Source organism: Enterobacter sp. ECC_219_Taxon_10 (assembly GCF_058354905.1).
The window spans coordinates 2,757,811-2,780,870 of record NZ_CM178005.1 but is presented as its reverse complement, the minus strand read 5'-3'; the positions used below and the strand labels follow the sequence as shown (position 1 = coordinate 2,780,870).

At 60.0% G+C, this 23,060-nt stretch carries 14 protein-coding genes; 11 read left to right on the top strand and 3 right to left on the bottom strand.

Features of this window, described 5'->3' with window-relative positions:
* The first annotated feature begins 37 nt into the window (after positions 1 to 37).
* From AC4ICF_RS13265 to AC4ICF_RS13240, 6 genes are all read left to right on the top strand, one after another.
* Complete coding sequence (locus AC4ICF_RS13265) at positions 38 to 1,285, top strand: CmpA/NrtA family ABC transporter substrate-binding protein (RefSeq protein WP_316379647.1); 1,248 nt, start codon at positions 38 to 40, stop codon at positions 1,283 to 1,285.
* 2 nt (positions 1,286 to 1,287) lie between these two features.
* On the top strand, positions 1,288 to 2,166 hold the full coding sequence (gene ntrB / locus AC4ICF_RS13260; RefSeq protein WP_166711447.1) for a nitrate ABC transporter permease: 879 nt from the start codon (positions 1,288 to 1,290) through the stop codon (positions 2,164 to 2,166).
* A 9-nt stretch (positions 2,167 to 2,175) separates the two neighbouring features.
* Positions 2,176 to 2,964, top strand: coding sequence for an ABC transporter ATP-binding protein (locus AC4ICF_RS13255; protein ID WP_015570359.1), 789 nt, complete (start codon positions 2,176 to 2,178; stop codon positions 2,962 to 2,964).
* Between the two features lie 13 nt (positions 2,965 to 2,977).
* Positions 2,978 to 6,964 (top strand): nitrite reductase large subunit NirB, encoded by a 3,987-nt coding sequence (nirB, locus tag AC4ICF_RS13250; protein WP_316379649.1) that lies wholly within the window; start codon positions 2,978 to 2,980, stop codon positions 6,962 to 6,964.
* On the top strand, positions 6,961 to 9,459 hold the full coding sequence (locus tag AC4ICF_RS13245) for a nitrate reductase (RefSeq protein ID WP_316379650.1): 2,499 nt from the start codon (positions 6,961 to 6,963) through the stop codon (positions 9,457 to 9,459). The genes nirB and AC4ICF_RS13245 overlap by 4 nt, the downstream gene beginning before the upstream one ends.
* A gap of 75 nt (positions 9,460 to 9,534) precedes the next feature.
* The gene (locus AC4ICF_RS13240) at positions 9,535 to 10,941 is read left to right on the top strand and encodes a YchO/YchP family invasin (protein ID WP_316379652.1); all 1,407 of its coding nucleotides are present in this window, start codon (positions 9,535 to 9,537) and stop codon (positions 10,939 to 10,941) included.
* Positions 10,942 to 10,944: 3 nt separating this feature from the next.
* Here AC4ICF_RS13240 and narL read toward each other — a convergent pair whose 3' ends face one another.
* Both narL and narX read right to left on the bottom strand, forming a co-directional pair.
* Complete coding sequence (gene narL / locus AC4ICF_RS13235) at positions 10,945 to 11,595, bottom strand: two-component system response regulator NarL (RefSeq protein WP_003856701.1); 651 nt, start codon at positions 11,593 to 11,595, stop codon at positions 10,945 to 10,947.
* Entirely contained in the window at positions 11,588 to 13,384 is a 1,797-nt protein-coding gene (gene narX, locus AC4ICF_RS13230) for a nitrate/nitrite two-component system sensor histidine kinase NarX (RefSeq protein WP_316379654.1), read from the bottom strand. The genes narL and narX overlap by 8 nt, the downstream gene beginning before the upstream one ends.
* Positions 13,385 to 13,693: 309 nt before the next feature.
* Here narX and AC4ICF_RS13225 point away from each other — a divergent pair, with 309 nt between their 5' ends.
* The 5 genes from AC4ICF_RS13225 to narI all read left to right on the top strand — a co-directional run bounded on the left by AC4ICF_RS13225 (position 13,694) and on the right by narI (position 22,132).
* Positions 13,694 to 15,091: a NarK family nitrate/nitrite MFS transporter gene (locus tag AC4ICF_RS13225; protein WP_491466093.1), complete on the top strand. Its 1,398-nt coding sequence runs from the start codon at positions 13,694 to 13,696 to the stop codon at positions 15,089 to 15,091.
* Between the two features lie 381 nt (positions 15,092 to 15,472).
* Positions 15,473 to 19,216, top strand: a complete 3,744-nt coding sequence (locus AC4ICF_RS13220; protein WP_316379656.1) for a nitrate reductase subunit alpha — start codon at positions 15,473 to 15,475, stop codon at positions 19,214 to 19,216.
* Complete coding sequence (gene narH, locus AC4ICF_RS13215; RefSeq protein WP_316379657.1) at positions 19,213 to 20,748, top strand: nitrate reductase subunit beta; 1,536 nt, start codon at positions 19,213 to 19,215, stop codon at positions 20,746 to 20,748. The genes AC4ICF_RS13220 and narH overlap by 4 nt, the downstream gene beginning before the upstream one ends.
* Positions 20,745 to 21,455, top strand: a complete 711-nt coding sequence (gene narJ, locus AC4ICF_RS13210; RefSeq protein WP_028013443.1) for a nitrate reductase molybdenum cofactor assembly chaperone — start codon at positions 20,745 to 20,747, stop codon at positions 21,453 to 21,455. The genes narH and narJ overlap by 4 nt, the downstream gene beginning before the upstream one ends.
* Positions 21,455 to 22,132, top strand: a complete 678-nt coding sequence (narI, locus tag AC4ICF_RS13205; RefSeq protein ID WP_021240339.1) for a respiratory nitrate reductase subunit gamma — start codon at positions 21,455 to 21,457, stop codon at positions 22,130 to 22,132. The genes narJ and narI overlap by 1 nt, the downstream gene beginning before the upstream one ends.
* On the opposite strand, the gene AC4ICF_RS13200 is transcribed toward narI, so the two are convergent.
* Entirely contained in the window at positions 22,129 to 23,025 is an 897-nt protein-coding gene (locus AC4ICF_RS13200; protein WP_316379676.1) for a DMT family transporter, read from the bottom strand. The two genes, narI and AC4ICF_RS13200, sit on opposite strands and share 4 nt — an antisense overlap.
* Positions 23,026 to 23,060 lie beyond the last annotated feature (35 nt).

Here is a 23,060-nt window from a genome sequence, read left to right as displayed (position 1 = left end):
GGCGGGCGCTTTTTTTTGGCTTTTTTTGGGAGCGGTTATGGCGGATTTGTCGAGACGGCGATTTTTGCAGGCCAGCATGCTGGCGAGTGGCGCAGTGCTGTTACCGGGTGTAATGCAGGCCGCCTGGGCGGCAGGCTCGGATAAACCGGAACAGGAGACGGTGCGCGTCGGGTTTATCCCGCTGACCGACTGCGCGCCGGTGGTTATCGCAGCCCTGAAAGGCTTTGATAAAAAATACGGTATCACCCTTGTTCCCACCAAAGAGGCGAGCTGGGCGGCGGTGCGCGACAAGCTGGTGGCGGGGGAACTTGATGCCGCACACATTCTTTACGGCCTGCTGTACGGCCTGGAACTGGGCATCGCCGGCAAACCGCAGCAGATGGCGAACCTGATGACCCTCAACCAGAACGGTCAGGCCATTACGCTCTCCAGCGATCTGGCAGAGAAGGGCGTTCGCGACCTCGATGGGCTGAAAACGCTGATCGGGCAGCAAGCGCCGGGAACCTATACCTTCGCGCACACCTTCCCGACCGGGACGCACGCCATGTGGCTCTACTACTGGCTGGCCAGCGCGGGTATTAATCCGTTTGAGGACGTGCGCACGGTCGTCGTGCCGCCGCCGCAGATGGTGATGAACATGCGCATTGGCAACATGGTGGGCTTCTGCGTCGGCGAGCCGTGGAACGCGCGGGCGATTAACGACCGCATCGGTTTTACCGCCGCCACGTCGCAGTCTATCTGGGCCGATCATCCGGAAAAAATCCTCGGTACGCGCCGTGACTGGGTGGAGAAAAATCCGCACACCGCGCGGGCGCTGGTGAGCGCGGTGCTGGAGGCCGCGCGCTGGATCGAGGCGTCCCCGGAAAACAAACGCGAAACCGCGCAGATCCTCTCCCGCCGGGCGTGGCTCAACTGCAAAGAACAGTATCTTACCGGACGGATGCTCGGCGAGTACGACAACGGCCTGGGCCAGCGCTGGCAGGACGCGCACCCGATCCGCTTTTTCAACGAGGGGGCCGTCAGCTACCCGTACCACTCCGACGGTATGTGGTTCTTAACCCAGTTCCGCCGCTGGGGCTTGCTCAAAGCCGCGCCGGACTACGCGGGCATCGCGCAGCGCATTAACCAGACCTCGGTCTGGCAGGATGCCGCCGCCGCGGTCGGCGGCATGTCCGCACCGTCATCACCGTACCGCAGCAGCACGCTGATGGACGGCACCGTCTGGAACGGCACCGATCCGGAAGGGTACGCCAGCCGTTTCGCTATTCACCGTAAAGGGGCCTGATTATGCCGCATCTGCAAAATACGAAACCACAACAGACGTCAGAGAGCGGGGAAGTGATTGTCCTGCCTCCGGTACAGGTTCGCCGCCGCCCGCCCGCATTTGCGCGCCGGATGAACGATTTTTTACAGCGCGTGATTCCGGCGCTGCTCGGTCTCGGGCTGCTGGTGGTGCTCTGGCAGCTGGCAGCGATAAACAGCAAAGGTTTCCCGACGCCGCTCAGCACGCTTGATTCCGCTATTACCCTTTTCGCCGATCCGTTTTATCGCGACGGGCCTAACGATATGGGCATTGGCTGGAACGTGCTTGCTTCACTGCAGCGCGTTGCCATCGGCTTTGGCCTGGCGGCGCTGGTGGGCATACCGCTGGGTTTTTTGATTGGCCGCTTCACCTTTTTCGCGCGCATGTTTAACCCGCTGATTGCGCTTCTGCGCCCGGTCAGCCCGCTGGCCTGGCTGCCCATCGGCCTGCTGCTGTTCCAGAAGGCGGAGCCCGCGTCGAGCTGGACCATTTTTATCTGCTCCATCTGGCCGATGGTCATCAACACCGCCGAAGGCGTGCGCCGCATTCCGCAGGATTACCTCAACGTCGCCCGCGTATTGCAGCTTTCCGAGTGGACCATTATGCGCCGCATTCTTTTTCCGGCGGTGCTGCCCGCTGTATTGACCGGGGTGCGCCTCTCCATCGGCATCGCCTGGCTGGTGATTGTCGCCGCCGAGATGCTTACCGGAGGCCTCGGCATCGGCTTCTGGATCTGGAACGAGTGGAACAACCTCAACGTCGAAAACATTCTCATCGCCATCGTCATCATTGGCGTGGTCGGGCTGCTGCTGGAGCAGGGGCTGATGCTGATCGCCCGTCGCTTTAGCTGGCAGGAAAAATAAGGAGCGAACATGAAACCATTAATTCAGGTCCAGGCCGTGAGCCAGCGTTTTTCCACCGCCAGCGGCGAGTTTCTGGCGCTGCAAAACGTCTCTTTTGATATCCACGAGGGCGAAACCGTCAGCCTGATCGGCCACTCCGGCTGCGGCAAATCAACGCTGCTGAATCTCATCGCCGGCATTACGCTGCCGACGGAAGGCGGGCTGATTTGCGACAACCGCGAAATAGCCGGGCCGGGGCCCGAGCGCGCGGTGGTGTTCCAGAACCATTCGCTGCTGCCGTGGCTGACCTGTTTCGACAACGTGGCGCTGGCGGTGGATCAGGTGTTCCGCCACACCATGAGCAAGGCCGAGCGCAAAGCGTGGATAGAGCACAACCTTGACCGCGTGCAGATGGGCCACGCGCTGCACAAGCGTCCGGGGGAGATCTCCGGCGGCATGAAGCAGCGCGTCGGCATTGCCCGCGCGCTGGCGATGAAGCCGAAAGTGCTGCTGATGGATGAGCCGTTCGGCGCGCTGGATGCGCTGACGCGCGCCCACCTGCAGGACTCGGTGATGCAGATCCAGCAGGCGCTGAACACCACCATCGTGCTCATTACCCACGATGTGGACGAGGCGGTGCTGCTTTCCGATCGCGTGCTGATGATGACCAACGGCCCGGCGGCCACCGTCGGGGAGATCCTCCGCGTAGACCTGCCGCGTCCGCGCAACCGGGTTCAGCTGGCGGACGATAGCCGCTATCACCACATGCGTCAGCAGATCCTTCATTTCCTCTACGAAAAACAGCCGAAAGCGGCGTAGCGAGGGGGCTTTGATGCGACTGGTCATTATCGGGAATGGCATGGCGGCAACCCGGCTGATTGCTTCGCTCACCGGGCGTGCTTCCGGTCGGTTCGCTATCACCGTCATCGGTGATGAGCCGGAGCATGCCTATAACCGTATCCAGCTTTCGCCGGTGCTGGGCGGTGAAAAAACGGCTGCGGGCATCTGCCTTCAGGATGACCGCTGGTACCAGGAGCGGGGCGTAACGGTGCTGCGGGGCGAAAAGGCGCTCGCTGTGGACCTGGACGCGCGGGAAGTGCAAACCACCGCCCGCACGCTGGGCTGGGATGCGCTGGTATTTGCTACCGGGTCAACGCCCTTTGTGCCGCCGATCCCTGGCGGTGATGCGCCGCATGTCTTCACGTTCCGTACCCTGGAGGATACCCGGGCCATTCAGGCGATCGCCGGTCCGGCGGTGGTGCTGGGGGGAGGCGTGCTCGGCGTAGAGACGGCGGCAGCGTTGGCGCGTTCAGGTGACAACGTCACGCTCGTTCATCGCGGTCCGTGGCTGATGGAGCAGCAGCTGGACCAGCAGGCGGGAATGCTGCTGGAAGAGGCGCTGGCGGCGCGGGGCGTTAGTTGTGAACTCGCCTCCGGTATCGCGGCGATTGACGGGAATAGCGTGACGCTGCTGAACGGACGCCTCGTCACCGCCGCGCGCGTGGTGCTGGCGACCGGTGTGCAGCCCAACGTCGCGCTGGCGCAGGCCAGCGGCATTCGCTGCGCGCGCGGCATCGTGGTGGATCACCAGATGCGGACTTCCAGGCCGAACGTCTACGCCATTGGCGAGTGCTGTGAGATTGACGGCCAGACGTTTGGCCTGGTCGCCCCCTGCCTGGCGCAGGCGGATATTCTCGCCGCGCGGCTGGGCGGGGACGTTACCGCGCCGTTTGCCCTGACCGACAACGGCATGCGCCTCAAGGTGACCGGCGTGGAGCTGTTCAGCCTCGGGCGTGCGGAAGCGCTGGAGAGCGATGTGGTCTGGAGTTCATGGGATCCGCTGACCCGTCACTATCGGCGTTTACTGATCCATCAGGGGGCGCTGGCTGGCGTGCTGCTGATGGGCGACTGCCGCAGCGCGGCAACATTTACCGATTTACTGGCAACGGCTGCGCCCGCCCACGCGGACTGGCTGTTCGATCGTTTCACTACGCAACCGCAGGTTGCAGGACAGAACGCTATGACAAAACCTACTCTGGTGGTGGTTGGACACGGTATGGTCGGCCATCATTTCCTCGAAGACTGCGTTAACCGCAATCTGCATCAGCAGTATCAGATCGTTGTCTTTGGCGAGGAGCGCTATGCGGCCTACGATCGCGTGCATCTCTCGGAATATTTTGGCGGACGCAGCGCGGCGTCACTCTCGCTGGTGGAAGGGGATTTCTTTGCCAACAACGGCATTGAGCTGCGCCTGTCGCAGCAGATCGTCGCTATCGACCGCGACGCGCGCGTGGTACGTACCGCCAGCGGGCATGAAACGCACTGGGATAAACTGGTGCTGGCGACCGGCTCATACCCGTTCGTCCCGCCCGTGCCGGGCAACGATCTGCCGGGCTGCTTTGTCTACCGCACCCTTGACGACCTGGACAACATTGCGGCCCACGCCGCGGGCTCGCGCCGCGGCGTGGTGATTGGCGGCGGCCTGCTCGGGCTGGAGGCGGCGAATGCCCTCAGGCAGCTCGGGCTGGAAACCCATGTGGTGGAGTTTGCGCCCAACCTGATGGCGGTGCAGCTTGATAATGACGGCGCGGCGATGCTGCGCAGGAAAATCGAGGCGCTGGGCGTCGGCGTTCACACCAGTAAAGCCACCACGGAAATTGTCTCGACGGTCGACGGGCTGACGCTGCGCTTTGCCGATGGTGAACAGCTGGAAACGGACATGGTGGTCTTTTCTGCCGGCATTCGTCCGCAGGACGCACTGGCACGCAGCGGCGGGCTGGCTGTCGGCGAGCGCGGCGGGATCTGCATTGATGACGGCTGCCGGACCTCCGATCCGGACGTGCTGGCCATCGGTGAATGCGCGCTGTGGGAAGGGAAAATCTTCGGCCTGGTGGCGCCGGGCTACCAGATGGCGCGCGTGGCCGCCGCCGCGCTCGCGGGCGAAAATAAAACCTTCACCGGGGCAGATATGAGCACTAAGCTCAAGCTGCTCGGCGTGGACGTGGCGTCCTTTGGCGATGCCCACGGGCGCACGCCGGGAGCGCTAAGCTACCAGTGGACGCACGGCCCGCAGCAAATCTACAAGAAAATTGTGGTCAGCCACGACGGCAAAACGCTGCTGGGCGGCGTGCTGGTGGGTGATGCCAGCGAATACGCCACGCTGGTGCAGATGATGCTTAACGGCATCAGCCTGCCGAAAGAGCCGGAATCACTGATTTTACCCGCGTTGTCAGGCAGCGCGCCGAAAGCGCTGGGCGTGGCGGCGCTCCCGGAAAGCGCGCAGATCTGTTCGTGTCATAACGTCAGTAAAGGCGATATCTGCCGGGCGGTGAGTGCGGGCGCAGCGGATATCGGCGCCGTTAAGCAGTGCACCAAAGCGGCAACCGGCTGTGGCGGATGCAGCGCGCTGGTGAAGCAGGTGATGGAGTTCCAGCTTGCCGAGCAGGGCGTGGAGGTAAAAAAGGATATCTGCGAACACTTCCCGTACTCGCGTCAGGAGATTTACCACCTCGTGCGCGTCAACCATATCCACACCTTCGACCAGCTCATCAGCCGCTACGGTCAGGGCCACGGGTGCGAAATCTGTAAGCCGCTGGTGGGATCGGTGCTGGCCTCCTGCTGGAACGAGTACCTGCTGAAGCCGGCGCATCTGCCGCTGCAGGACACTAACGACCGCTACTTCGCCAACATCCAGAAAGACGGAACGTATTCCATTGTGCCGCGTATGCCCGCAGGGGAAGTGACGGCAGACGGACTGATCGCTATCGGTCAGATTGCCAAACGCTACGGCCTGTACAGCAAAATCACCGGCGGGCAGCGTATCGATCTGTTTGGCGCCACTCTGGAACAGCTGCCGGAAATCTGGCAGGCGCTGGTGGAGGCCGGGTTTGAAACCGGGCACGCCTACGGGAAATCCCTGCGCACGGTGAAATCCTGCGTCGGGTCGACCTGGTGCCGCTACGGCGTGCAGGACTCCACCGGCCTCGCGGTCCGGCTGGAACACCGCTACAAGGGCCTGCGCGCGCCGCACAAAATCAAAATGGCGGTTTCCGGCTGCACCCGCGAGTGCGCGGAGGCGCAGAGCAAAGACGTGGGGGTGATTGCCACAGACAAAGGCTGGAACCTCTATCTGTGCGGCAACGGCGGCATGAAGCCGCGGCATGGGGATCTCTTCGCCAGCGATCTGGACGACGAAACACTGATCCGCACCGTCGACCGTTTCCTGATGTTTTATATCCGCACTGCGGATCGCCTGCAGCGCACCAGCACCTGGATGGACAACCTGGAGGGCGGCCTCGACTATCTTCGTGAGGTGATCCTCAACGACAGTCTCGGCATCGCCCACGAGCTGGAGCAGGAGATGGCCCGGGTAGTAGAGACGTACCAGTGCGAGTGGCAAACCACGCTCAACGATCCTGATCGCCTGGCGCTGTTCCGCACCGCGGTGAACCACGCACCGTCGGACGAAAGCAAGCGCTGGCAGGAGATCTGCGGCATTGACGATATCCCGGAGCAGGCGGGCATCGGCGCGCGGCTTGGCCGAAAACCGATTGCGCTGTTCCGCTTTGGAACGTCCGTTTATGCCCTGGACGATCTGGAGCCGGGCAGCAGCGCGAACGTGCTTTCGCGCGGCATCCTTGGCGATGCGGCGGGCGAGCCGGTGGTAATTTCCCCGCTCTACAAGCAGCGCATTCGTCTGCGCGACGGTTGTCAGGTGGAGAACGGTGAACCCGCGGTGCGCGCCTGGCCGGTAAAAATTGAAAACGGCCAGGTGTGGGTCGGAAACGAAGAGCTGGTAATGCGTGCGGAGGCCTCATGACGGATACCCGGACAACGTGCCCCTACTGCGGGGTAGGCTGCGGCGTGGTCGCCAGCGTGGAGGATGGCGCGGTCAGCGTTCGTGGGGATGAAACCCATCCTGCGAACTTTGGCCGCCTGTGCGTGAAAGGATCAGCCCTGGGGGAGACGATGGGTTTGCAGGGGCGGCTTTTGCGCCCCGTTGTCGACGGAATTGAGGTTGACTGGGCGCAGGCGCTGAACGCGGCGGGTGAGCGGCTGCGGGAGATCGTCGACACATGGGGGCCGCAGGCGGTGGCGTTTTACGCCTCCGGCCAACTGTTAACCGAGGATTACTATGCCGCCAACAAGCTGATGAAAGGGTTTATCGGCGCGGCGAACATTGATACCAACTCCCGGCTCTGCATGTCCTCGGCGGTGGTGGGCTACAAGCGTGCCTTCGGCGAAGACGTGGTGCCGTGCAGCTATGAGGATGTGGAAAACAGCGATCTGGTGGTGCTGGCTGGCTCGAACGCGGCCTGGACGCATCCGGTGCTCTATCAGCGCCTGGTGCAGGCAAAGCATAACAACCCGCAGATGAAGGTGGTGGTGATTGACCCGCGTAAAACCGCTACCTGCGATATTGCCGACTTGCATCTGGCGCTTAAACCCGGCAGCGACGCCGGGCTGTTTGTGGGGTTGCTCAATCTGATTCAGGGCACCGATGAGTGGCCGGTTGCCCGCGTGGCGGCGTTTTGCGACCTTCCTTCAGAGAAGGTGGGGACTTTTTATGACTGGTTTGTCACCGCACCGCGGGCGATAACGCTCTACACCATGGGGATCAACCAGTCCATCAGCGGCAGCGACAAGTGCAGCGCCATCATTAACGTTCATCTTGCCAGCGGGAAATTTAATCGTCCGGGCTGCGGCCCGTTTTCGCTGACCGGACAGCCAAACGCCATGGGCGGCCGGGAAGTGGGCGGGCTGGCGAACCAGCTGGCGGCGCATATGAACTTCGAGCCGGACGATCTCTCTCGGGTGGCGCGTTTCTGGGGAACGGAACGGCTGGCGCAGACGCCGGGCCTGATGGCGGTGGAGCTGTTTGACGCCATCGCCCGCGGCGAGGTGAAGGCTGTGTGGATCATGGGCACCAACCCTGCCGTGTCGCTGTCGGACAGCCACGCGGTGTGTCAGGCGCTGGCAATGTGCCCGCTGGTGATGGTTTCTGAAGTGATGAAAGATACCGACACCAGCCGGTTTGCCCATATCCGTTTTCCGGCGCTGGGCTGGGGGGAGAAGGACGGCACGGTGACCAATTCCGAGCGGCGCATTTCGCGCCAGCGCGCGTTTCTGCCCGCGCCGGGCGAAGCGAAGCCTGACTGGTGGATCGTGGCTCAGATTGCAAAACGGCTGGGCTACGGCGAGGCTTTTGCCTGGGAGCATCCGCACGAGATTTTTTGCGAGCATGCGGCGCTGACGGCCTTTGAAAACGACGGCGCGCGGGCATTGAACCTGCATGAGCTGGCCGGGCTAACCCGTGAAGCGTGGGAGCGACTTGAACCTTATCAATGGCGAACGGGGGATTTCCCGCGCCGAAACCTGGTGCCGGTCGAGCCGCTGCCGCACGGCGCAACGACCACCGCGCTCTACCCGCTGATCCTTAACTCCGGGCGCATCCGCGACCAGTGGCACACCATGACCCGGACAGGATACGTACCCCGGCTGATGCAGCATATCGCGGAGCCGTTTGTTGAGGTCTGCGCCGCAGACGCGATCCGATTTGCCCTGTGTGACGGCCAGCTGGCGCGCATCAATTCCCCGCGCGGCGTCATGGTTGCCAGAGTGCGAATCAACGATGGAATACGGGAAGGCGAAGCATTTGCCCCGATGCACTGGAACGCTGAGTTTGCCCGCCAGGGTAAGGTGAACGCGCTGGTGGAAGGGCGCTGCGATCCGGCTTCGGGCCAGCCGGAGAGTAAACAAACCGCCGTCAGAATCATGCCCTGGCAGCCCGGCTGGCAGGGGGAGCTCTATGCCCGGGAATGGCCGGAAATACCCTCTTCGGTTCACTGGTGGCGTAAACCCTCGCGAATGACGATAGCAGGTGATAAGCCGCTGCTCCTGTGGGTCATGGATTATGCCAGCGGGCGCGGCTGGCAGCTGCAGGTTGCGCAAACCGGGGAACGCAGCAGCGTGCTGGCCTGGCACGAAGGCCATCTGATGCTCGGCTTCTGGGAAGGCACCGCGTTGCCCGAGCTGGCGCACCCGGTGATTGACGCCGCATTTCAGTCGCCACCCTCGACGCCCGCAGCGCGGCATGCGCTGCTGAACGGGCAGGGCGCGGGGAAGAGTGCCGATCCGGGGCGCATCATCTGCAGCTGTTTCAGCGTGGGAGAAAACGCGATACGGGAAGCGATTGCCGGAGGGTGTGATTCCGTAACCATGCTGGGGGCGCGGTTACGCTGCGGAACGAACTGCGGTTCGTGCGTGCCTGAGCTCAAAACAATGTTTCAGGAAATTCCGGAAAATTCCCCTTAAAGCTGCAAATGGGGAGAAATCGCGTTAAGGTAACTGGTGTTCTTACGTAAGCACCGGGTAATTCTTACGACATTGATGACTGTTTCTCCCCCTTTCCGAACGCTTGTTTTACTCTCCCTTGTTACTGTCGGAGCCGTTCATGGTGCTCCGAATTCCTTTATCCAGCAGGCACAAAATCCCTTTGATAATAACGGGGACAGTCTGCCCGATCTCGGCATGGCCGCCCCAACCGGGGAAGGGGAAAAGCATCTGGCCGAAATGGCGAAAGCCTTTGGTGAAGCCAGTATGACCGACAACGGCCTGACAACGGGCGAGCAGGCGCGGCAGTTTGCCTTTGGTCAGGTGCGCGACGCGGTGAGCGGCGAGGTGAACCAGCAGATTGAATCCTGGCTGTCACCGTGGGGGAATGCCAGCGTCAATTTGCTCGTGGATAACGAGGGCAAATTCAACGGCAGCAGCGGGAGCTGGTTTATCCCCTGGAACGATAACAACCGTTATCTGAGCTGGAGCCAGCTAGGCCTGACGCAGCAGACGGATGGCCTGGTCAGTAACGCCGGAATCGGCCAGCGCTGGGTGGCCGGGAAATGGCTGCTGGGCTACAACACCTTTTACGACAACCTGCTGGATGAGAACCTGCAGCGTGCCGGGCTGGGTGCGGAGGTGTGGGGAGAAAATCTGCGGCTGTCGGCTAACTACTATCAGCCTTTTGCCAGCTGGCGCGACAGCTCTGACGTCCAGGATCAGCGCATGGCGCGGGGATATGACGTTACCGCCAAAGCCTGGCTGCCGTGGTTTCATCACCTGAACACCAGCGTCAGCGTCGAGCAGTATTTTGGCGAAAACGTCGACCTCTTCAACAGCGGAACTGGCTATCACAACCCGGTAGCGGTCAATCTCGGGCTTAACTATACCCCCGTGCCGCTGGTGACGCTGACCGCCGGGCATAAGCAGGGCGAAAGTGGTGAGAGCCAGAATAACCTCGGGCTGAAGCTTAACTACCGCTTCGGCGTGCCGCTGGTGAAGCAGCTCTCCGCCGGGGAAGTCGCCGCCACGCGTTCCCTGCGCGGTAGCCGCTATGACTCCCCCGAGCGCAACAGCCTGCCGGTGATGGAATTTCGCCAGCGAAAAACGCTCTCCGTCTGGCTGGCAACCCCGCCGTGGGACCTGAAGGGGGGCGAAACCGTTATGCTGAAGCTACAGGTGCGCAGCACCCACGGCATCCGCCAGATCCACTGGCAGGGTGATACCCAGGCCTTAAGCCTGACGTCACCGGGGAAAAGTAACAGCACCGACGGCTGGAGCGTGATTATGCCGGCCTGGAATGACGGCGAGGGGTCGACAAACCGTTGGCATCTTTCGGCGGTGGTGGAAGATGAGAAGGGCCAGCGCGTCTCGTCCAATGAGATCACGCTTGCTGTGGTGCAGCCGCTGGCCGCATTACCTGACGACGACCCGCGCTGGAAGCTGCTGCCGGATGAGTAATGCTTAAAAAATGCGTTCCTGATGGACCCACACCGCGGCTTCAACGCGGGATTTTAGCTTCATTTTCTTCAGCATATGCTTCACGTGCACTTTGACCGTGCTTTCGGTGATATCCAGACGGCGGGCGATCATTTTGTTCGGCAGGCCCTGAGCGATCAGTTTAAGAATATCGCGTTCGCGCGGCGTTAACTGGCTGACGTCACGGTCAGACGTGGCGCGGTTCGCCCGCAGGCTGGCGGCCAGCACCGGCGTCAGGGCCTCGCTCAGCACCATCTCGCCTGCGGCCGCCTGCTGCAGCGCCTTCAGCAGGTCTTCCGGCTCCATATCCTTCAGCAGATAGCCATCCGCGCCGCGCTTCAGCGCCGTGACCACATCCTCTTCGTGATTGGAGACGCTAAAGACCACCACGCGACCGGAAAGGGATTTCTCGCGCAGCTTGTCGAGCGTTTCCAGACCGTTCATGCCGGGCATGTTGAGATCGAGCAGGATCAGATCGGGATCGAGGGATTCGGCAAGCTCAATGCCCTGTTCACCGTTACTGGCTTCGCCAACCACGGTAATATCGGGTGCCATGCTGACCAGCTGTTTTACGCCAGTACGCAGCATCGGATGGTCGTCGATCAACAGGATGGATGCCGGTTCCTGATTAGTCATGGGTTTCTCCTTGAGCAGTTGTAAGCGGTTTTTCGGGAATGAAGGTGACCACGACTTCCGTGCCCCCCGTCTCTCTCCGGCGAACCTGGCAATCACCGCGCAGGCTTTGGGCGCGGTCTCGCATAATGATTAAACCGTAGTGGTTAGTGCGTTCGGCGTTTTCCGGCACGCCGCGGCCGTTGTCGTAAACCGTCAACCTGACCTGGTTAGCGTGCTGGCTGACGGTAACCGTAACCGCAGTCGCTTCAGCGTGTTTAAGCACGTTGCTCAGTGCTTCGCGGGCGATCTGCAGCAGATGAATCGCCTGATGGGAAGGGACAAACCGCGGGGGGAGCTGGTAATCCAGCTTCACCGGGAAGCCCAGCCGGGCGCTAAATTCCTGGCAGCTGGATTCCAGCGCCGGGCGCAGGCCCGGCTCGGTCAGCTGCAGGCGGAAGGTGGTCAGCAGCTCGCGCAGCTGTACCCAGGAGGTGTTCAGCTCGTTGCGGATCTGGCTCAGCAGCTGTTTATTGCTTTCCGGCATCTCCGCGTCCTGCATCTGCAGGCAGCTCACCTGCATTTTCATACAGGAGAGCGACTGGGCGATAGAATCGTGGAGCTCGCGGGCAATGGTCGCACGCTCTTCCATGACGATCAGCTGCTGCTGCTTTTCCTGATGTCGGTCAAGCGCCAGCGTGGCCGTTAGCTGTTCAACCAACGTATCAACCAGCTGCTGCTGGTCATGGCTCAGATGGCGCCCGGCTGGCAGCGTTGCCAGCAGAATACCGTACTGGGTATGGCTGTCCGTCAGCCGCCACTTCAGGGTAGTTCCGCCAGACGTCTGCAGCGGCAGGCCGCGCGGGCACAGGTGACAGCCTTTATCATCGCAGGACATGTCGGACTGACAGGTAAACTCCTGATGATTATCTTCATCTTCCACATCGTAAACCCGCAGCTCCAGACCATGCAGCAGGGTCAGATTTTGCAGGCCGTTCAGCACCGGCGAAAGGCGTTCACATAACGGCACCTGCATGTGCAGCCGACGGTTGGCCTGCCACAGGAAGGAGAGGATTTCGTTTTTCTGCTCCAGCCCGGCCGTTTTTTCCTGCACGCGCTGCTCCAGCACCGCATAGCTTTCAGAGAGCTCCGCCGACATGGTGTTCAGTGCCTGGCCGAGCATTGCCATCTCGTTGCGACCGCTGATGTGCGTACGCTGGGTAAAATCTCTGTTCGTCACGGCGCGCGCCATCGCCAGCAGTTGTTTCCACGGATTCAGCAGCCGCGCCCGGAGCCAGATAATGGTAAAGATCAGCAGCAGGCCCATAAACAGCGCCATGGCACGGTGTACCATCACCACCCGGTCGATGCGTAATTCGGTGGTTTGGTCGAAAGAGGAGACCAGCGCGTCAATACGGGATACGAAACCCGCTACGTCCTGCGCAACGGTTTCGGCGCTGCGCGCCTGTTTCAGGCCGGGTTCCAGTTGGGTGTGCCAGTAGCCCTGCAGGGCTTTAAGCTGGGATTGCTGGCCGGCGCGGATGGCGGCGTTTTCCAGTTCAGGGCTGAAGGCCGTGCGCTCCATTTCATCAATCAAGGGCCGATCGTCCTGCGTCAGGGGGACCGACGCCAACAGACGATAACTCTGCATGCGTAGCGAGCCTGCCTCGTTGATGGCATGTGCATTACCCTGTACTCCCTGTACCAGCCAGCCGGAAATCGCCATGCCGGTCACGCCAAGGGCGGTAGACAGCAAAACAATCAGGGCTAACTGATTCACGAGAGTCAGCGGTGATAAACATCTTTTTAACATAGAGTTGCCGGGCTCCTGACGTGGCCTGCTTGCAGGAATGGCGTTATTCTGGTGCATACCCTGGAGTATACCCATACCAATAAAGGATTACCCCTAAATTGCCAACGGAGTATAGGCGAAGAAGCGGTGGTAGCAAGGAACCGTCAGTACAGTGAAAAACCACGTCTTTTTTACCGAATTATTCTACTCACTAAGGATAAGCCCTTTTTTTGCGCCGCAAATCCCCGAACTTTTCCTTTGATTTATATCAACTTACCGCCGCCCTAAAACCCTAATGTTTGCAGCATCATTCGAGAATCAGAGGTGTCTATGAGTCACTCATCCGCTCCCGAAAGGGAAAATGGTGCCGTTATTACAGACTGGCGTCCAGAGGATCCGGCGTTCTGGCAACAGCGCGGCCATCGTGTAGCAAGCCGGAATCTTTGGATTTCCGTTCCGTGTCTGCTGTTAGCGTTTTGCGTATGGATGTTGTTTAGCGCGGTCGCGGTAAACCTGCCGAAAGTTGGGTTTACATTTACGACCGATCAGCTGTTTATGTTGACCGCATTGCCGTCGCTGTCTGGCGCGCTGCTGCGTGTTCCATACGCGTTTATGGTGCCGGTCTTCGGCGGCCGCCGCTGGACGGCGTTCAGTACGGGCATCATGATCGTCCCTTGCGCGTGGCTTGGCTTCGCGGTGCAGGATACCTCCACGCCGTTCAGCGTGTTCGTGATTATCTCCCTGCTGTGCGGTTTTGCGGGGGCTAACTTTGCCTCCAGCATGGCGAACATCAGCTTCTTCTTCCCGAAAGCGAAGCAGGGCGGCGCGCTGGGCATTAACGGCGGTCTGGGCAACATGGGCGTGAGCGTGATGCAGCTGATTGCGCCGCTGGCGATCTCTGTTTCTATTTTTGCCGCCTTCGGCGGCGGTGGCGTCGAGCAGGCGGATGGTTCTTCCCTCTACCTGCAGAACGCGGCCTGGATTTGGGTCCCGTTCCTGGTGGTCTTCACCCTGGCAGCCTGGTTCTTTATGAACGATCTGAGCGCGTCGAAGGCCTCTTTGAGCGAGCAGCTGCCGGTGCTGAAGCGTGGACACCTCTGGGTGATGGCGCTGCTGTATCTGGCTACCTTCGGTTCGTTTATCGGCTTCTCAGCAGGCTTTGCGATGCTGTCGAAAACCCAGTTCCCGGACGTTCAGATCCTGCAGTTCGCCTTCTTCGGCCCGTTCATTGGCGCACTGGCGCGCTCGCTGGGCGGTATGATCTCTGACCGTCTGGGCGGTACCCGCGTGACGTTGGTGAACTTTATTGTGATGGCGGTCGTCTGTGCGCTGCTGTTCCTGACGCTGCCTGCTGACGGGCAGGGCGGTAGCTTCATCGCCTTCTTCGCCGTGTTTATGGTGCTGTTCCTGACCGCCGGACTGGGGAGTGCTTCCACCTTCCAGATGATCTCCGTGATCTTCCGCAAGCTGACAATGGATCGCGTGAAAGCACAGGGTGGAAGCGAAGAGCAGGCCATGCGTGAAGCGGCGACAGATACGGCTGCGGCGCTGGGCTTTATCTCTGCGATTGGCGCCATTGGCGGCTTCTTTATCCCGAAAGCGTTCGGTATCTCGCTGGACCTGACCGGCTCTCCGGCAGGCGCCATGAAAGTCTTCCTCGTCTTCTATATCGCCTGCGTTGTGATTTCGTGGCTGGTATATGGCCGTAATACCAAGAAAAATAAGTAAGTGTGATTATCCGTTTGCGCGGCCTTCGGGCCGCGTTTTTTTTGGTCGAATAATAGTTACAACATACTGAAAGCTTTTACAGCAGTCACCTGCGGGTAACATTGTGATCGCCATCGCGTTGCAGGCAGGTCTACCCCTTAATACCTGAGATGTTAAATTTTGCCCGGGTTATTGTACGATGAATGAAAAATGTCTTTATAAATCATTTATTTATTCATTTTAAAAATATACCGCTTTGGTGGTATTTAGTCTAACCCCTCCTTTTAAAGTCCCTCTTCGTCTTGATCGTTATCAATTCTCCTCCTCTTTCAGGGCGTTACCTTCGCTGCAAATCAGCAATGTCGATTTAGAGAGCCACAGGCTCCATACAGGAGATACCCGATGAGCAAATTTTTGGACCGGTTTCGCTACTTCAAACAGAAGGGTGAAACGTTTGCCGATGGGCACGGCCAGGTTCTGGATACCAACCGGGACTGGGAAGACGGTTACCGCCAGCGCTGGCAGCATGACAAAGTCGTCCGTTCTACCCACGGCGTAAACTGCACTGGCTCATGTAGCTGGAAGATTTTCGTTAAAAACGGTCTGGTGACCTGGGAAATGCAGCAGACCGACTATCCGCGCACCCGCCCGGATATGCCAAACCACGAACCGCGCGGCTGCCCGCGTGGCGCCAGCTACTCCTGGTATCTCTACAGCGCTAACCGTCTGAAATACCCGCTGATGCGTAAGCGCCTGATGAAAATGTGGCGTGAAGCGAAAGTGCAGCACAGCGATCCGGTGGATGCCTGGGCGTCCATCGTTGAGGACGCCGACAAAGCGAAAAGCTTCAAGCAGGCTCGCGGTCGCGGTGGCTTCGTTCGCTCTTCCTGGAAAGAGGTGAACGAGCTGATTGCCGCCTCCAACGTCTACACCGTCAAAACCTACGGTCCTGACCGCGTGGCGGGCTTCTCGCCAATCCCGGCGATGTCGATGGTCTCTTACGCCTCCGGGGCTCGCTATCTGTCACTTATCGGCGGTACCTGCCTGAGCTTCTACGACTGGTACTGTGACCTGCCGCCTGCGTCTCCGCAGACCTGGGGCGAGCAGACCGATGTGCCGGAATCCGCGGACTGGTACAACTCAAGCTACATCATCGCCTGGGGCTCTAACGTACCGCAGACCCGTACCCCGGACGCGCACTTCTTTACCGAAGTTCGTTACAAAGGGACCAAAACCGTTGCGGTCACCCCGGACTACGCCGAAATCGCCAAGCTGTGCGACCTGTGGCTGGCGCCGAAACAGGGTACCGACGCCGCGATGGCGATGGCGATGGGCCACGTCATGCTGCGTGAATTCCATCTCGACAAGCCAAGCCAGTACTTTACCGACTACGTGCGTCGCTACACCGACATGCCGATGCTGGTGATGCTGGAAGAGCGTGAGGGCTACTATGCCGCGGGCCGCACGCTGCGCGCTGCCGATCTGGTGGATTCGCTGGGCCAGGAAAATAACCCTGAGTGGAAAACCGTTGCGTACAACAGCAACGGCGAGCTGGTAGCGCCAAACGGCTCTATCGGCTTCCGCTGGGGCGAGAAGGGCAAGTGGAATCTTGAGCAACGCAACGGCACCACCGGCGAAGAGACGGAGCTGCGTCTGAGCATGCTGGGCAGCCAGGACGAGATTGCCGAGGTCGGCTTCCCGTACTTTGGTGGTGAAGGTTCCGAGCACTTTAACAAGGTCGAACTGAAAAACGTTCTGATGCACAAGCTGCCGGTTAAGCGCCTGCAGCTGGCCGACGGCTCAACTGCACTCGTCACCACCGTTTATGACCTGACCATGGCGAACTACGGCCTGGAGCGCGGTCTGAACGATGAAAACTGCGCAACCGGCTATGACGACGTGAAGGCGTACACCCCGGCCTGGGCGGAGCAGATCACCGGCGTACCGCGCGCGCAGATCGTTCGTATTGCCCGCGAGTTTGCGGAAAACGCCGACAAGACCCACGGTCGCTCCATGATCATCGTCGGCGCCGGTCTGAACCACTGGTATCACCTCGATATGAACTATCGCGGTCTGATCAACATGCTGATCTTCTGCGGCTGCGTTGGTCAGAGCGGCGGCGGCTGGGCGCACTACGTGGGCCAGGAAAAACTGCGCCCGCAGACCGGCTGGCAACCGCTGGCGTTTGCCCTCGACTGGCAGCGTCCGGCACGCCACATGAACAGCACCTCCTACTTCTATAACCACTCCAGCCAGTGGCGCTACGAAACGGTCACCGCGCAGGAGCTGCTGTCGCCGATGGCGGATAAATCCCGCTACAGCGGCCACCTGATTGACTTCAACGTGCGCGCTGAGCGTATGGGCTGGCTGCCTTCTGCGCCGCAGCTGGGCACTAACCCGTTGCGCATTGCACAAGAGGCGAAGCAGGCGGGGATGTCGCCGGTGGATTACACCGTGAAATCACTGAAGGATGGCTCAATCCGCTTCGCGGCAGAACAGCCTGAAAACGGTAAAAACCATCCGCGTAACCTGTTCATCTGGCGCTCCAACCTGCTGGGCTCGTCCGGTAAAGGCCACGAGTACATGCTGAAATACCTGCTCGGTACCGAAAACGGTATTCAGGGTAAAGATCTCGGCAAGCAGGGCGGCGTGAAGCCGGAAGAGGTGGAGTGGAAAGATAACGGTCTCGACGGCAAGCTGGATCTGGTGGTGACCCTCGACTTCCGTCTGTCCAGCACCTGCCTGTACTCCGACATTGTGCTGCCAACTGCGACCTGGTACGAAAAAGACGATATGAATACCTCGGATATGCATCCGTTTATTCATCCGCTGTCTGCGGCCGTTGACCCGGCGTGGGAATCGAAAAGCGACTGGGATATCTACAAAGACATCGCGAAGAAATTCTCCGAAGTCTGCGTGGGGCACCTGGGCAAAGAGACCGACGTGGTGACGCTGCCAATCCAGCACGACTCCGCCGCCGAGCTGGCGCAGCCGCTGGACGTGAAGGACTGGAAAAAAGGCGAGTGCGACCTGATCCCGGGCGTAACCGCGCCGCACATTATTCCGGTTGAACGCGACTACCCGGCAACCTACGAGCGCTTTACCTCTATCGGCCCGCTGATGGAGAAAATCGGCAACGGCGGGAAAGGGATCGCCTGGAACACCCAGAGCGAAATGGACCTGCTGCGCAAGCTCAATTACACCAAAGCGGACGGCCCGGCGAAAGGCCAGCCAATGCTAAACACGGCGATTGATGCGGCAGAGATGATCCTGACCCTGGCCCCGGAAACCAACGGCCACGTGGCGGTGAAAGCCTGGGCGGCACTGAGCGAGTTCACCGGCCGCGACCATACGCACCTGGCGACGAATAAAGAGGAAGAGAAAATCCGCTTCCGCGATATTCAGGCGCAGCCGCGCAAGATCATCTCCAGCCCGACCTGGTCAGGTCTGGAAGATGAGCATGTGTCCTATAACGCGGGCTACACCAACGTTCACGAGCTTATCCCGTGGCGCACCCTGTCCGGCCGTCAGTCGCTGTATCAGGATCACCAGTGGATGCGCGACTTCGGCGAAAGCCTGCTGGTGTATCGTCCGCCAATCGACACCCGCTCCGTGAAAGCGGTGATGGGCGCGAAATCCAACGGTAACCCGGAGAAGGCGCTGAACTTCCTGACGCCGCACCAGAAGTGGGGTATCCACTCCACCTACAGCGACAACCTGCTGATGCTGACCCTGTCTCGCGGCGGTCCGATTGTCTGGATGAGCGAAACGGACGCCAAAGATCTGGGTATTGAAGATAACGACTGGATCGAAGTGTTCAACAGCAACGGTGCCCTGACGGCGCGTGCGGTGGTGAGCCAGCGCGTACCGGCCGGGATGACCATGATGTACCACGCGCAGGAGCGTATCGTTAACCTGCCGGGGTCCGAGATCACCGAGCAGCGCGGCGGTATTCACAACTCCGTGACGCGTATTACGCCGAAGCCGACCCACATGATCGGCGGCTATGCGCAGCTGGCATACGGCTTTAACTACTACGGCACCGTAGGATCGAACCGCGATGAGTTCGTGGTGGTACGTAAGATGAAGAATATTAACTGGTTAGACGGCGAAGGTAATGACCAGGTACAGGAGAGCGTAAAATGAAAATTCGTTCACAAGTCGGCATGGTGCTGAATCTGGATAAATGCATCGGCTGCCACACCTGCTCGGTCACCTGTAAAAACGTCTGGACCAGCCGCGAAGGTATGGAGTACGCCTGGTTCAACAACGTGGAAAGCAAGCCGGGCACCGGCTTCCCGACCGACTGGGAAAACCAGGAGAAGTGGAAGGGCGGCTGGATCCGTAAAATCAACGGCAAGCTGCAGCCGCGCATGGGCAACCGCGCGATGCTGCTGGGTAAAATCTTCGCTAACCCGCACCTGCCGGGCATCGAGGATTACTACGAGCCGTTTGATTACGACTACCAGAACCTGCACAACGCGCCGGAAAGCAAACACCAGCCGATCGCCCGTCCCCGTTCGCTGATCACCGGGAAGCGCATGGACAAAATTACCAGCGGTCCTAACTGGGAAGAAATTCTGGGCGGCGAATTCGAAAAACGCGCCAAAGACCAGAACTTCGAGAACATGCAGAAGACGATGTACGGCCAGTTCGAAAATACCTTCATGATGTACCTGCCGCGCCTGTGCGAGCACTGCCTCAACCCGGCGTGTGTGGCGACCTGCCCAAGCGGCGCCATCTACAAGCGTGAAGAAGACGGCATCGTGCTGATCGACCAGGACAAGTGCCGCGGCTGGCGCATGTGCATCACCGGCTGCCCGTACAAAAAAATCTACTTCAACTGGAAGAGCGGTAAATCAGAGAAGTGCATCTTCTGCTACCCGCGTATCGAAGCCGGTATGCCGACCGTTTGCTCTGAGAGCTGCGTAGGCCGTATTCGCTACCTCGGCGTGCTGCTGTACGACGCGGACGCGATTGAAAATGCCGCGAGTACCGAGAACGAGAAAGACCTGTACCAGCGTCAGCTGGACGTGTTCCTCGATCCGAACGATCCGAAGGTGATTGAGCAGGCGCTGAAAGACGGCATTCCGCAGAGCGTGATTGACGCGGCGCAGCAGTCTCCGGTGTACAAAATGGCGATGGACTGGAAGCTGGCCCTGCCGCTGCACCCGGAATACCGCACCCTGCCGATGGTCTGGTACGTGCCGCCGCTGTCACCGATTCAGTCTGCCGCTGACGCGGGCGAACTGGGCAGCAACGGCATTCTGCCGGACGTGGAAAGCCTGCGTATCCCGGTTCAGTACCTGGCTAACCTGCTGACCGCAGGGGATACCCAGCCGGTACTGCTGGCGCTGAAACGTATGCTGGCGATGCGTCACTTCAAACGTGCGGAAACCGTTGACGGCGTTAACGATACCCGCGCGCTGGAAGAGGTGGGCCTGACCGAAGCGCAGGCGCAGGAGATGTACCGCTACCTCGCGATTGCCAACTACGAAGACCGTTTCGTGGTACCGAGCAGCCACCGCGAGCTGGCCCGCGAGGCCTTCCCGGAGAAAAATGGGTGTGGCTTTACCTTCGGTGACGGTTGCCACGGGTCTGACAGCAAATTCAACCTGTTCAACAGCCGCCGCATCGACGCTATGGATGTGACCAGCAAAACGGAGCCGCACCAATGATTGAACTCGTCATTGTTTCGCGTCTGCTAGAGTACCCGGATGCTGCGCTTGCGCAGCATCAGCAGGAACTCTTTGATGCACTCGCGTCATCTGAAAACCTGGACAAAGAGGACGCCCAGCGGCTTGGCGTTTTCCTCCGCGATCTGCTGGCGCGCGACCTTCTGGATGCCCAGGCGGACTATAGCCAGCTGTTTGACCGCGGGCGCGCGACGTCGCTGCTGCTTTTTGAACATGTTCACGGGGAATCCCGCGACCGCGGTCAGGCGATGGTGGACCTGATGGCTCAGTACGAGCAGCACGGCCTGCAGCTCGACAGCCGCGAGCTGCCGGATCACCTGCCGCTGTACCTTGAGTATCTGGCACAGCTGCCGAAAGAAGAGGCGCTGGGCGGTCTGCAGGACATCGCGCCGATTCTGGCGCTGCTCGGCGCGCGTCTTCAGCAGCGCGAGAGCCGCTATGCGGTACTGTTCGACCTGCTGGTGAAGCTGGCTAACGCCTCTGTAGACAGTGAAAAAGTGGCGGAGAAAATCGCGGATGAAGCCCGCGACGATACCCCGCAGGCGCTGGATGCGGTCTGGGAAGAAGAGCAGGTGAAATTCTTTGCTGACCAGAACTGCGGGGAGTCTGAAATCTCGGCTCACCAGCGTCGTTTTGCCGGCGCGGTTGCCCCGCAATATTTGAATATCTCTAACGGAGGACGGCACTAATGCACTTCCTGAATATGTTCTTCTTTGACATTTACCCGTATATTGCGGGCACCGTGTTCCTGGTGGGAAGCTGGCTGCGTTATGACTACGGCCAGTACACCTGGCGTGCTGCCTCCAGCCAGATGCTGGATCGTAAGGGGATGCACGTCGCGTCTAACCTGTTCCACATCGGGATCCTGGGGATTTTTGCCGGTCATTTCCTGGGGATGCTTACGCCGCACTGGATGTACGAAGCGTGGCTGCCGATTGAGGTGAAGCAGAAGATGGCGATGATCGCCGGCGGTGCCTGCGGCGTGATGACCCTGGTAGGTGGCCTGCTGCTGCTGAAGCGTCGTCTGTTCAGCCCGCGCGTGCGTGCGACCACTACCGCAGCGGACATCCTGATCCTCTCCCTGCTGATGGTGCAGTGCGCGCTGGGCCTGCTGACCATTCCGTTCTCGGCGCAGCATATGGACGGCAGCGAGATGATGAAGCTGGTGGGCTGGGCGCAGTCCGTGGTGACCTTCCACGGCGGAGCGTCTGAGCACCTGGACGGCGTGGCGTTTATCTTCCGCGTTCACCTGGTGCTGGGGATGACGCTGTTTGTGCTGTTCCCGTTCTCCCGCCTGGTGCACATCTGGAGCGCGCCGGTGGAGTACCTGACGCGCAAATACCAGATTGTGCGTGCCCGCCGCTAATTCAGCGTTTTGATACTCACCCCGCATTCGCGGGGTTTTTTTTCGCCCCAGCCCAGGTTATTGCCCGCCGCAGCAAACAGGATCAACGCGCCGCCCGCCAGCTGCGTCAGGTTCAGCGAGTGTCCGAACACCAGATTATCGACAACAATCGCCACCACCGGATAGATAAACGACAGGGAACCTGTTATGGGGGTAGGCAGCTTCTGAATCGCGCTATACAGCAGCTGGTACATTATGCCGGTATGGACGATGCCGAGCGTAAGCAGGATCGGCCAGGGGAAATCACCGGAAAAAGTCGGCAGGCTGGCAAACGGCAGAAGCATCACGACGCCCGTCAGCACCTGAATAAAGGCAATATGCTTCGGTGCGATGGTTTTCAGTTTGCGCGCAATGATTGCCGTCAGCGCGTAGAAGAAGGCCGCGGCCATGGCCAGACCGATACCGGTGAGCCATTCAGTGCCGTGGGCACCGGTCAGTTCGCTGGAGAGCAGTATTACCACACCGCCAAAGGCGAGGAACAACCAGCCCCATTTCACCAGGCTGACGCGCTCGCCTAAAAACATCCCCATCAGGACCAGCATAAACGGCTGGGTGTTATAGACCACGGTAGAGAGGCCAATAGAGATGCGTTCATAGGCTGCGAAGAGCAGCAGCCAGTTCACTACTAAAGCCACACCGCCGAGAATCGCCAGCAGCAGCGTGGTGCGGGTAAGGGGACTAAAGGGCTTTTGACTTACCCGGATAAAAATAAAAAGCGCCATTGCCCCAATAAGGCAGCGCCAGAACACCACTTCCGCTACCGGCAGACCGCTGAGCAAAACAAACGCCCCGATAGAGCCGGAAATTAACATCGCCAGGCTCATTTGCCAGACGCCTTTATGGAAATCGCGCATCATCCACCTCCTGATTGAATGACGCTATTGTCGAA

Excerpts from the sequence above, each read along its gene's own strand:
- AC4ICF_RS13265 (WP_316379647.1), top strand. The coding sequence starts at position 38 with ATGGCGGATTTGTCGAGACGGCGATTTTTGCAGGCCAGCATGCTGGCG.
- ntrB (WP_166711447.1), top strand. The coding sequence starts at position 1,288 with ATGCCGCATCTGCAAAATACGAAACCACAACAGACGTCAGAGAGCGGG.
- AC4ICF_RS13255 (WP_015570359.1), top strand. The coding sequence starts at position 2,176 with ATGAAACCATTAATTCAGGTCCAGGCCGTGAGCCAGCGTTTTTCCACC.
- nirB (WP_316379649.1), top strand. The coding sequence starts at position 2,978 with ATGCGACTGGTCATTATCGGGAATGGCATGGCGGCAACCCGGCTGATT.
- AC4ICF_RS13245 (WP_316379650.1), top strand. The coding sequence starts at position 6,961 with ATGACGGATACCCGGACAACGTGCCCCTACTGCGGGGTAGGCTGCGGC.
- AC4ICF_RS13240 (WP_316379652.1), top strand. The coding sequence starts at position 9,535 with ATGACTGTTTCTCCCCCTTTCCGAACGCTTGTTTTACTCTCCCTTGTT.
- narL (WP_003856701.1), bottom strand. The coding sequence starts at position 11,595 with ATGACTAATCAGGAACCGGCATCCATCCTGTTGATCGACGACCATCCG.
- narX (WP_316379654.1), bottom strand. The coding sequence starts at position 13,384 with ATGTTAAAAAGATGTTTATCACCGCTGACTCTCGTGAATCAGTTAGCC.
- AC4ICF_RS13225 (WP_491466093.1), top strand. The coding sequence starts at position 13,694 with ATGAGTCACTCATCCGCTCCCGAAAGGGAAAATGGTGCCGTTATTACA.
- AC4ICF_RS13220 (WP_316379656.1), top strand. The coding sequence starts at position 15,473 with ATGAGCAAATTTTTGGACCGGTTTCGCTACTTCAAACAGAAGGGTGAA.
- narH (WP_316379657.1), top strand. The coding sequence starts at position 19,213 with ATGAAAATTCGTTCACAAGTCGGCATGGTGCTGAATCTGGATAAATGC.
- narJ (WP_028013443.1), top strand. The coding sequence starts at position 20,745 with ATGATTGAACTCGTCATTGTTTCGCGTCTGCTAGAGTACCCGGATGCT.
- narI (WP_021240339.1), top strand. The coding sequence starts at position 21,455 with ATGCACTTCCTGAATATGTTCTTCTTTGACATTTACCCGTATATTGCG.
- AC4ICF_RS13200 (WP_316379676.1), bottom strand. The coding sequence starts at position 23,025 with ATGCGCGATTTCCATAAAGGCGTCTGGCAAATGAGCCTGGCGATGTTA.